Source organism: Micromonospora sp. NPDC050495 (assembly GCF_040655175.1).
GTDB lineage: Bacteria > Actinomycetota > Actinomycetes > Mycobacteriales > Micromonosporaceae > Micromonospora.
The window spans coordinates 29,884-41,288 of the sequence record NZ_JBFAJK010000046.1; the positions used below are offsets into that span (position 1 = coordinate 29,884).

The following is an 11,405-nucleotide window of genomic DNA, read 5'->3' on the forward strand; positions in this document are numbered from 1 at the left end:
ATGCCCCTCTTCGACGAAGACGACCTGACCATCACCTACCACGTGGTCGTGAACCACGAGGACCAGCACTCGATTTGGCCCATGGGCCGGGACATCCCCGACGGGTGGCGCTCAACCGGCTTTACCGGGCAGATCGACGCCTGCCTCGCCGAGATCGAACGCGTCTGGACGGACATGCGCCCCCTCAGCCTGCGCAAGGCCATGGACGCGGCAGTCATCTGATGAACGACTCCCACCTTTTGCCCCTGGGCGGCAGCGGCGAATGGGGCATCTGGCCCTCCCTCGTCGTCCGCACCACCGGAATGCCCTTCGACTGGCTCTCCACGGTCGGCACGGACTCCTTCGAAGAGGCCAAGTCAGCCGCGCTCGAGCAGTTGTGCACGGCAGCCAGAGACGACCTCTTCCAGGGCGCGCTCGCGTGGCAGAACCCCCTGCTGGGCGAGCAGGTACGCAAAGGCGCGCACTTGGCCGGGCGGCGGCGACGCCACGTGCGCCGTTCGCTGGCCGCCTACCTGTCCCGCTACTGCGCCAAGAACGACACCATCGGCTGTTTCGGACCGTCGGTGTGGGGTACGTGGAACTCGCAGCCGACACGGGTCACGTCTGCGGGCCGGCCCCCTAAGTCCCGGGACGTGTACATGGAGCTGTGGGCGGTCCGCACCTTGGCCCGCGCGCTGCGCCTACGGCACGGCTTGGACCCCTGGGTGGTGCCGCACATCGCTCCGAGCCTGGACATCACACGTGAGGCCATAACCCTTCAGAACGGCTCCCGGCTGCCAGTGACACCGCTCCGGCACGAGGTGCTAAAGGCATGCGACGGCACGCGCGCCGCCTACGAGATCCCGCTCGGCTGCCCGCATCGGGACGCCGACGAGGTGCGCGTCGAGGTGCGGCGCCTGCAGGCCATGGGCGTGCTCAGCGGCGACTTCGCCATCCGCCAGGCACGTCGCCCGGAACGCCAACTGCGGGGCCAGCTCATGCGGGTTAGCGACGTCGAGCGCCGCACGGCCGCACTGCGGGACCTCGACGAGGTCACGTTGGCCGTGGCGGCCCTGAAGGAGCACGCCACCGAGCCCGAGCGGCTGGCCCAGGCGCTGACCGCCGCCGAGGAGGTCTTCGTACGCATCACCGGCGAGCAGGCCGAGCAGGGCGCCGGGCAGTTCTACGCCGGCAAACGCATCGCCTACGAGGACTGCATCGCCGACCTCGACGTGGAGCTGGGGCCCGAGGTCCTCGGCAAGGTGGGGCCCGTTCTGGAACTGGTGTTGATCAGCTCGCGCTGGTTCTCCCACGCGATTGCGGCGGAATACATCCGCGCGGCCTGGCAGATCATGGAGGCCGACGAGGGACAGTGGCCTGACGGCTATCCGTTCTCACGCCTCCTCGCGGCCATGTCCACCACCTTCTGGGACGACGCGGTACGGCCCGTCGACGCGGCCCGCGCCGAGCTCCGCTCCCGCTGGACGAAGATCCTGCTGCCGAACACCGACGGCTCGCCCACCACGCGCTCCGTCGCCGAACTTCGGGATGCGGTGCACGAGATGTTCCCCGCGAGCGGGCCCGCGTGGACCGCGGCCCGCTGGCACAGTCCCGACCTTATGATCGACGCGGACTCCGTCGACAGCATCCGGGCCGGGCGGTTCCAGGTGGTGCTCGGCGAGCTGCACTCGTGCATCAACACCGTCAACATCCTGGTCTTCCTGGACACCGCGCCGAACGTCCGGGAGGTGCGCTCCTGGATGGACCGTGAGATCGCCGGGGCAATTTTCCCGCTCTATCCCTTCGGCACCGGGCACGTGAACTCCCGTTCCGCCCCGCCGGCCGCGCATCTGTCGTCGCTGTGCCGGTACATCGGCGTCGGCAACGAGCCGGCGTACCAACCGAGTTCGGCCGAACTCATCCCTGCTGCCTCCCTGCGGGTCGTCCCCGCGGGAGGGGGGTTGCGGGTGGTGTCCGCGGACGGGGCGTTCGAGGAGGACCTTGTCGAGGTCCTGGGTGACTACCTCAGCACCGCTGCGGCGCAGTCGTTCGGGTTCCTGGAACCGCAGGCCCACCAGCCGAGGGTCACCGTCGACGACGTCGTGGTGTGCCGCGAGACCTGGCGCGTGCCGTTCGCGGACTTTCCCGGGCCGAACACGAAGGAGGAACCCGTCTACGCCTTTTTTCAAGCGCTGCGTGAACGGCTCGGGATTCCGCAGAACGCCTTCGTCCGGGTCGCAGGCGAGGTGAAGCCGGTCTATGTCGATCTGGCCAACGCACTGATGGTCGACATGCTCTGGTCGAAGATCCGCCGCGGACGCGGGCGCGTGCCCGATGGCGACCTGGCGTTCTCCGAATTGCTCCCGGGCCCGGACGGGATGTGGCTCAAGGACGACTCCGGGCAGCGGTACCCCGTCGAATTCAGGATTGTGAGCACAGACAGGAAGAACCATGACTGCGACCTTTGAATCAGTGGGCGGCCCGAAGGCGGATGGCGCCCGTCGGGAGCCGGCTGTCCGTATCGCCGGACTGGCGAAATCCTTCGGCGATGTCCAGGCCGTCGTCGAAGGCCGCATGGAGGTGTTCCCGGGCGAAGTCGTGGCCGTCCTGGGACCGAACGGCGCCGGCAAGACGACCAGCCTGCACTGCCTGCTCGGCCTGAGGCGGCCTGACGCCGGTGTCGTGGAGTTGATGGGCGGCTCGCCGACCTCACCGCGGGTACGGGCACAATGCGGCGTCGTCCTGCAGAACTCGGGGCTTCCGGGCACCCTCAGGGTGCGCGAACTGGTGGAACTGTTCCGTGCCTACTACCCCGAACCTATGGACACCCAGGAGGTCCTGGACCTGGCCGGTCTCGCGGACTTGGCCGAGCGGTTCTTTGGCGAACTCTCCGGCGGACAGCAGCAGCGCGTCTACCTCGGGCTCGCATTGTGTGGCAGGCCTCGCGTCCTGTTCCTCGACGAGCCCAGCGTGGGGCTGGACAGCGTCTCGCGCCGACAGCTGTGGTCCGCGGTGCAGCGTGTCGCGGCCGAGGGAACCGCCGTGCTGCTCACGACGCACTATCTCGAGGAGGCGGATGCCCTGGCGGACCGCATCGTCCTGTTCGCCTCCGGCCGCACGGTCTTCGAGGGCTCGTCCACGGAGATGAAGTCGCACTTCGGCCGTCGCCGCATCTCCCTGCGGCCCACTGATGAACCCGACCTGGAGGCCGTGCGGGCCAGTGGCGCGGAGGACGTCGAATACGTCGATGGCATGCTGTCGCTGACCACGGCCTGCACGGCGGACGTCCTGCGGGGCCTGCTCCGTGCCGAGCCGGACCTCAACGATATCGAGGTGCGTGGCGTCAGCCTGGAAGAGGCGGTCGAGGAGGTCCTGCGTACCTCCTCCGCCGACCTCCCCGCCCCGACCGCGCCGCTGCCCCACCCCTCCGCAAAGGGGGGCCGGGCTGCCGAGCGACTGGATGCCACCTCCTGGATGCGGATGGTGCGCGCCCAGACGAAGGCCGAGTTCCTCAAGCTTAAGCGCGACATGGCGTTCATCCTGACGACCTGTCTGCTGCCCACGATCTTCTTCGCATTCTTCGGTCTCTCGCAGACCAGGAATGGTGACCTGGAGGCCATGGCCTACACGGTCGCGGGCTTCAGCGCCTACGGTGCCGTCGGCGTCGGACTGTTCGGCTTCGGCGTGGGCATCGCGGCCGAGCGCGGCTTCAAGTGGGACCTGCTCATCCGGGCCACCCCCATGTCGCCGAGCGCCTATCTGTCCTCGCGGATCGTCCCGGCCGCCGTCTTCACACTGTTCACGCTCGGCGTCCTCGCCGTCTTCTCCACGGTCGTGGCGGGCGTCAGGCTCGGTCTTGTCCAGTGGGCGGGGCTGATGGGCGGACTCACCCTCGGCAACATCGTGTTCGTCGCCATGGGGCTGGCCATCGGCTACAATCTCTCGCCCAAGGCCGCCGGTCCCGTGTCCACCATCGTCTACCTGCTGCTCTCCTTCGCCAGCGGGATGTTCGTACCGCTCAACCAGCTGCCCAGCCTGGCCGAGGCCCTCGCGCCGTTCCTGCCGACCTGGCACTTCGCCCGCATCGGCTGGGGCGCCGTCGGTGTCGAGCCTGGCTTCGGACTTCCCTCGCTCCTGGTCCTCATCGCCTACACTGCCGCCTTCACCGCCCTGGCTGTCATGGGATACCGCCGTGAAATCAAGACCCGCTTTCTTTGAGCATGCAGCGTTCCCGTCCGTTTGGCCGGGGGCGCTCCTGCGGCAGGTGCCGGGCCCGTCCGACCGACGCCCGCTGGTCATCGCGCTTCCGTACGCGGGAGGGGGCGCTGCGGCCTTCACCGAATGGCGCACCCTGCTGGACGGCGACTGCGCCCTGCTGCCCGTGCACCTGCCGGGCCGTGAGCGCCGCTTCCAGGAACGCCCCTACCGCCGAATGACCCACCTGGTCCGCGACCTCGTCGAGGAGGTCGGCCCGCTCATGGACCGGCGCGTCGTGTTCTGGGGCCACAGCATGGGCGCCGCAGTGTCGGTGGCCCTCACCATCGAGCTGGCCCGGCAGGGCACCCCGCCTCCTGCCCATGTGATCGTCTCGGGGGCGGGCTCGCCCGACCGCAGGGACGCGAAGGACCTGGTCCACGTGCTCGACGACGAGCGGCTCGCCGCCCGGCTACGTCAGTACGAGGGCACCCCTCACGAGGTCCTGGAGAACCTGGACCTCCTCAATCTCGTCCTACCGGTGATCCGCGCGGACTTTGAGCTCCTGGAAACGTGGTCGAGGCCCCGTCCAGCCCCGCTGCAGACCCCCCTCACGGTGCTGTACGGCAAGGAGGACCGCTCGGTTAGCGAATACCAGGTCGACGGCTGGCCTTCCTACAGCGACCGGCCGGTGGATTTGCGGCCCTTCGCCGGCGGGCACTTCTTCATCCGCGCGCATGTCGCGGAGATCGCCGAGATCGTCCGCGAACGGGCCATCGGGGTAGGCAGTTGACTCCCCCAGCTCTCACCGCAGCGACAAGACCGTAGACCGCGCCTTTCGAGGAGAGACATGAAGGCCATCGTCATCAAGGAATTCGGCAGTCCCGAGGTCATCAGGATTAGTGAGGTTCCCGCCCCGCAGGCCGCCGAGGGCTCGGTGCTCGTCGACGTAGAGCGCTCCGGAATCAACTTCGCCGATCTGAACCAGATAGCGGGGACGTACCTCAAGAAGAACGACCTGCCGTTCACCCCTGGCACGGAGGTCTTCGGCAAGGGCCCCTCGGGCCGGCGGGTCCTCGGCATCATCCCCTCCGGCGGCCACGCCCAGCGCGCCGCCGTTCCGGTCGACTCCGTCATCCCCGTCCCGGACTTCGTCACCGGTGAGGAGGCGCTGGCCCTTGGTATCCAGGGCTTCACCGCCTGGCACCTGCTGCGCACCTGCGCCCGCACTGTGCGCGGCCAGTCGATCGTCGTCCACGCGGCGGCGGGTGGAGTCGGATCCCTCGCGGTGCAGCTCGCCAAGGCATGGGGAGCCTCTCGGGTGATCGCAGCGGCATCGACCCCGGACAAGCGCGACCTCGCCCTGTCCCTCGGCGCCGACGCCGCCGTGGACTCGAACGTGGACGACATGACCGCCGCACTCCTGGAGGCCAACCGCGGCCGTCCGGTGGACGTCGTCCTGGAGATGACGGGCGGGCGCACCCTGGACCAGGGACTGGCCGCCCTGGGCACCCACGGGCGCATAGTGGTGTACGGGACGGCCTCGGACGAGCCGTCGACTCCTGTGCGCCTGGAGTCGCTGATCGGTATGTCCCGCTCCGTCGTCGGCTTTTGGGCCGCTGACCTGATGCGTACGAATCCCCGTGCCCTGACCGACACGCTCACCGGCCTGTTCGGCATGGTCAAGAACAAGCAGCTGAAACCCGTCATCGGCGGGACACACGCCCTGGGTGACGCGGCGAAGGCGTTCGAGCTGCTCGCCGAACGCTCGACGACGGGCAAGGTCGTGCTCGACACGACCGGGAACTGACACCGCTGCGGCACGAAGAGGCGGCGGGCCTCCGAGCAGGAAGGCCGCTGTACCCGGGAGACACCCCGCCGGAGAGAGCCCTTCGACGGCGACCGGGAAGGAACGACCCCGCCTCCTTCTTCACCTTCTAAATCAAATCACTCTGCGACCGCGAAGGCCGGCATGTTTGCGTCAGACGAGGAATCCGCCAACTTTCTGATCCACCGCCGATTCGAGGCACGGGTCCAGGAGAATCCCGAGGCGCCCGCTCTCATCCATCAGGGCCGGACCGTCAGCTACGGCGAGCTGGACGCGGCCGCGAACCGGCTGGCGGCCACTCTGAGCGCGGCTGGTACCGGCCCCGAAGCTCTCGTGGGCGTCCACCTGGCGCTGCCGCCGGAGGCGATCATCGCGGTCCTGGCGACGTGGAAGGCCGGCGGCGCCTATGTACCTCTCGATCCCGCGCAGCCCGGGCAGCGCCTTAGGCACATCGTCGAGGACTGCGGCCCGGCAGTGATCGTGACGTCGTCACAGCTGGCAGCCCAACTTCCGGCTAACAATGCCCAGTTGGTTCTGATGGACGGCGATTCCGTGTCCGCGGCCGAGGGTGAACCGGTTCGCGTGACGTCTGCCGTACGGCCCGACAACCTTGCCTACACGATCTACACATCTGGATCGACCGGACGGCCCAAGGGCATCGAGGTCGCCCACCTGGGGCTCGTCACCTCGTACAGGGCCTGGGAGGAGGTCTACGGGCTCCGAGACGGTGTCCGCAGCCACCTTCAGGTCGCAGGCTTCTCGTTCGACGTGTCGACCGGCGACTTCGCCCGGGCGCTGCTCTCTGGCGGGACGCTGGTGCTGTGCAGCAGGGAAGACCTGCTGCGACCGGAGAATCTGCACCGGCTCATCACCCAGCACGACGTGCACATGATGGACGTCACTCCCGCGCTCCTGCGGCTGCTGATGGACCACCTAGAGGCCACCGGCGGACGGCTGAACGACATGCGGGTGATTACGGTGGGTGGGGAGGGCTGGCCGCGCCAGGATTACCTGCGACTGCGTGCTCTTGTCGGCCCGCAAACCCGCGTCTTCTGCTCCTACGGGGTCACCGAATCGAGCGTAGACAGCACCTGTTACGAAACCTTTCCCGACTGGCAGCCCGGCGGGTCCACGCTGCCCATCGGACACACCTTTCCCGGCACCCGTATCGAAGTGCGCGACCCCGAACTGGGCGAGATCGAGGACGGGGCGGAGGGCGAGCTCTACCTCACCGGCGTCGGACTCGCCCGCGGCTACCGGGGCAAGCCCGCCCTGACCGCCCTGCGCTTCTTGCCCGCCCCCAGCGGTCGGCGCGTCTACCGCACGGGGGACAGGGTCCGTCGTCTGCCCGACGGAGCCTTCGAGCACCTCGGCCGCATCGACGACGAGGTCAAGATCAACGGAGTGCGCATCCAGCCGGCGGAGGTCGAGACCGTCCTGCGCGGACATCCCGGCGTCGGCCAGGCCGTCGCAGTGACCGCCCGCGAGGCAGGACGCATACGCCTCCACGCATACGTCACCCCGGCGGGGCCCGCGACAGTGACACCCGCCCAGGTGCGCGACCACGCGAAACGCGCCCTGCCTGCGGCGATGGTGCCCGCCACCGTTACGGTCCTGGACGCGTTGCCCCTCAACGCCAGCGGCAAGGTCGACCGGCACCGTCTTCTCGGTCCGGTGCGGGGTGACGAAGAGACGTACGAGGCTCCGAAGGGGAGTACGGAGATCCGGATCGCCGAGATCTGGCAGGAGGCCCTGCGGCTTCCCCGCGTGGGCGCCCTGGACGATTTCCTCACGCTCGGTGGCGACTCCATCCAGTCGGCCCGCATCTGCGCACGGATCCGTAAGGAATTCCAAGTCGACATCCTGCCCAGCGCCGTGCTGACCTGCCCGACCGTGCGCGACCTCGCCGCCCAGATCGACCGGTTGGCGCCCGAGCAGGAGCCGCCCACAGCACACCCCGCCCCCGATGGGCGCTATCCGCTCTCCCCGACCCAGCGCCGGCTGTGGCTGCTGAATCTGATCACTGGGCCAGACGCCACCTACAACATTCCCATCGCCTTTAGCGCCAAGGGGCTCCTCAACCGGGCGGCGCTCAAAGCGGCGCTCAACCGGATCGTGAGTCGGCACGCGCCGCTTCGGACCCGAATCGTCATGGCCGACGGCGAGGCGCTGCAGGAGGTCCTGCCCAGTCTCGACCTGGACATCAGAGTCACGGATCTGCGCGGGGGCCCAGTTGCCGAGCGCCGGGCACTCGGTGTACTGGCGGACCGGGTGCGCGAGCCGTTCGACCTGACGGCAGGTCCGCTCATCCGAGCGGACCTGCTGCAGTTGGACCAACGCAGGTGTCAGGTGCTCGTGACGGTCCACCACATCGTCTTCGACGGCTGGTCGGCCGAGCTGTTCCTGACAGAACTGGGGCAGGAGTACGCGGCGGCACTGAGCGGCGAGACGGCCGCTCTGTCTCTGTCGGCTTTCGAGCTATCGTACGGGGACATCGCGGCCTGGCAGGACCGGCGTCACCGTGAAGGCGCGCTTGCCCATCAGCTGGATTACTGGAAGCGTAAGTTCAGTACGCTTCCGCCCTCACTCGACAGCCTTGCGGACAGGCCCAGGCAGGATTCGGGCGAACGTGCCGAGGCCGGGCGGGCCACACAGTGGCTCGGTCCGGCGCTCACCGGTGCCGTACGGACCTGCGGGAAGCAGCACGCGAACACCCTTTTCGTCACCCTGCTCAGCTGCTTCACTGTGCTTCTGTCACGCCTCACGGGCGAGCATGACATTACCGTTGGCACCCCGATCGCGGGCCGGGACCGCGAACAGACGCAGGACCTCATCGGCTTCTTCGTCAATACGGTCGCCCTACGCACGGACCTTGATGGTACGCCGACGTTCACCGATCTGCTCGGCCGGATGCGCGATGGGGTGCTGGAGGCCTATGCCAACCAGGACGTTCCATTCGAGGATGTGGTTGCGGGTGTGTCGGCCGCCCGTGCCGTGGGCCGTAACCCACTCTTCCAGATCTGGTTCAACCTGTTGGGCGACCCCGACCAGCCGCCGCGCATGCTGGGACTGGACACGGAGATGACCGAACTCCCGGCGCACGCGGCCCTCTTCGACCTCGGCCTGTACGTCACCGACCACGGGGACCGGCTCCGGCTCGACCTGTCCTACGACCGGAGGCTGTTCAGCGACACGCGGGCCCAGGTGATCCTCGAACAGCTCACCCACGTCATCGAGGCCATGACCTCCAGACCCGAAGAGCGGATCGGCGGGATATCCCTGGTGGTCGACACCCACCGAGCTCTGCTGCCGGACGTCAGGGTCGGGTTGGGAGGTGCCATGCCCTCTGCTCTCACCGCAGGGGTGCGCAGGGGAATGGCAACGGCCGCCGTCCACGACGCGTCCGGCGCGAGGCTCGCAGGAGAGCGACTGGCCACGCTTGCCTCCCATGTCGCCCACGAACTGGCCGCACTCGGCGTGCGAGAAGGGGAAGTCGTCGCGCTATACGCGGCCCGGACCACCGCTCTCGTACCGCTGCTGGTCGGCATCCTGGAACGCGGCGCGGCATTCGTGCTGCTCGACCCGGCCCAACCGCCCGCCCGACTGCGGGCCCAGATGGCGGCCGTGGAACCGGCGCTGCTGATCCGGTTCGAGGAAGCTGGTCCGCTGCCGGAGGCGATCACGGGCTCTGGCGTACGCGTGACCGAAACCGGGCGGCTGCTCGACGCGCCCGACGAGCCAGCGCCTGCGGAGTCGGCCCCCGGCGCGGCACATCCCGCGTACGTCATGTTCACCTCGGGATCGACCGGGCTGCTGCCGCGCGGTGTCATCAGCGGACCGGACCCCCTCGCCCACTTCCTCGCCTGGTACGTCCCGACCTTCGGCCTCGGCCCGGACAGCCGCTTCGCGCTGCTGGCCGGACTCGGACACGATCCGCTGCTGCGCGACGTCTTCACCCCGCTGTGGGTGGGGGGCGAACTCCATGTGCCTGACACCGAGCTTCGCAGGAATCCGCTGTCGCTCCTGCACTGGCTGGTGCAGCGCCGGATCACGGTCCTCCACCTCACCCCGCCCCTCGCACGCCTGCTGGCGATCGCGAGCGGGGAAACGGGGATGCGGCTGCCGGACGTCCGCCTGATCTGTTACAGCGGCGACGTCCTGCGGCAGGGCGACGTGACCGCGCTCGCGGCGGTCGCGCCGTCGGCCCGGCACGTCAACTTCTACGGGACGACCGAAACCCCGCAGGCGATGGCGTTCTACGTCGTCGAGCCGCAGGACCTGGACCATGCTGCGGATGCTGGCCTCTCCGTACCGATTGGCAGAGGCATCGCGGACGTACAGATCCTCGTCATCAACGGCTCCGGGGAGCTGGCCGGCATAGGCGAGGTGGGCGGAATCGTGATCCGCACGCCCTTCCTCGCCGAGGGCTATGTGAAGTCCTCCGGTACGGGAGGCTTCCACCGCGACCCCATGCCGGGGGTACGCAGGTACGCCACGGGCGACAGGGGCCGCTATCTGCCCGATGGCACCGTCGAGATCCTCGGCCGCACCGACGGCCAGGTGAAGATCCGGGGATTCCGCGTGGACCCGGCGGAAATCGACGCCTCCTGCCGACGGCTGCCCGGCGTAAGTGACGCGGTGACGGTTGCCAGGAAGCACGCAGAGGGGGACATCCGCCTGACCACATACGTCGTGACGGCGGACGGTTCGGCACCCGTGGCCGGTCAACTGCGCGCGGACCTCGCGGCTCTCCTACCCGAGTACATGACCCCTTCCGAGGTGATAAAGATCACCGGCATGCCCCTGACACCCAACGGCAAGATCGACGCCCGGGCGCTCCCGGAGCCGACGCCGAACAGAGAGCCCGAACGACGCGCGTCGGGAGGTGACCTGGAAGAGACCATCCGCAACATATGGAAGGCCGTGCTGAAGGTGGACGACGTCGCGCCGAACGACAACTTCTTCGACCTCGGCGGTACGTCACGTCTCATGGTCCAAGTACAGGCGTCGCTGCGTGAGCGGCTGGGAAGGGACACTACGCTCGTGTCGCTCTTCAGACACGCCAGCACGGCAACGCTCGCTCGCCACCTCCAGGAGACAGCGGTCCCCACCCCCGCTGGGAGCACGCCACGCCGCGAACGCCGCCGTGGCCACGCGGCAGCCCGAGCTCAGCGGCTCGGACGCCGAGGCGGCCGCTCATGACACCGTTCGTCCTGTTCGACCTCGACGGCAGACTCATCCTCCGGCCTCCGGTCCGCAACGGCAGCACATGGCCGCGAATCAGTGGGCGATCCGTGAGACATCGCGGGCCTGGTGGAGGTCTTCACGGAACGTGACGTCCCGGACGTGGTGGACGCGGTTCTCGATGTGCCATTCGCGGCGGGTGCAGTCCTGCAGGTCGGCG

General features: G+C 68.6%; 6 protein-coding genes. All 6 read left to right on the forward strand.

Annotated features, from left to right (window positions below):
• The 6 genes from AB0I11_RS28850 to AB0I11_RS28875 all read left to right on the forward strand — a co-directional run bounded on the left by AB0I11_RS28850 (nucleotide 1) and on the right by AB0I11_RS28875 (nucleotide 11,203).
• Nucleotides 1–222 (forward strand): MbtH family NRPS accessory protein, encoded by a 222-nt coding sequence (locus tag AB0I11_RS28850; RefSeq protein WP_357327508.1) that lies wholly within the window; start codon nucleotides 1–3, stop codon nucleotides 220–222.
• On the forward strand, nucleotides 222–2,447 hold the full coding sequence (locus AB0I11_RS28855; protein ID WP_357327511.1) for a lantibiotic dehydratase: 2,226 nt from the start codon (nucleotides 222–224) through the stop codon (nucleotides 2,445–2,447). The genes AB0I11_RS28850 and AB0I11_RS28855 overlap by 1 nt, the downstream gene beginning before the upstream one ends.
• Entirely contained in the window at nucleotides 2,431–4,197 is a 1,767-nt protein-coding gene (locus AB0I11_RS28860) for an ABC transporter ATP-binding protein/permease (RefSeq protein ID WP_357327514.1), read from the forward strand. The genes AB0I11_RS28855 and AB0I11_RS28860 overlap by 17 nt, the downstream gene beginning before the upstream one ends.
• Nucleotides 4,172–4,966, forward strand: a complete 795-nt coding sequence (locus AB0I11_RS28865; RefSeq protein WP_357327517.1) for an alpha/beta fold hydrolase — start codon at nucleotides 4,172–4,174, stop codon at nucleotides 4,964–4,966. Before AB0I11_RS28860 ends, AB0I11_RS28865 begins: the two co-directional genes overlap by 26 nt.
• Nucleotides 4,967–5,023: 57 nt before the next feature.
• Nucleotides 5,024–5,983, forward strand: a complete 960-nt coding sequence (locus AB0I11_RS28870; protein WP_357327520.1) for an NADPH:quinone oxidoreductase family protein — start codon at nucleotides 5,024–5,026, stop codon at nucleotides 5,981–5,983.
• 162 nt (nucleotides 5,984–6,145) lie between these two features.
• Complete coding sequence (locus tag AB0I11_RS28875) at nucleotides 6,146–11,203, forward strand: amino acid adenylation domain-containing protein (RefSeq protein WP_357327523.1); 5,058 nt, start codon at nucleotides 6,146–6,148, stop codon at nucleotides 11,201–11,203.
• The last annotated feature ends 202 nt before the right edge of the window (nucleotides 11,204–11,405 follow it).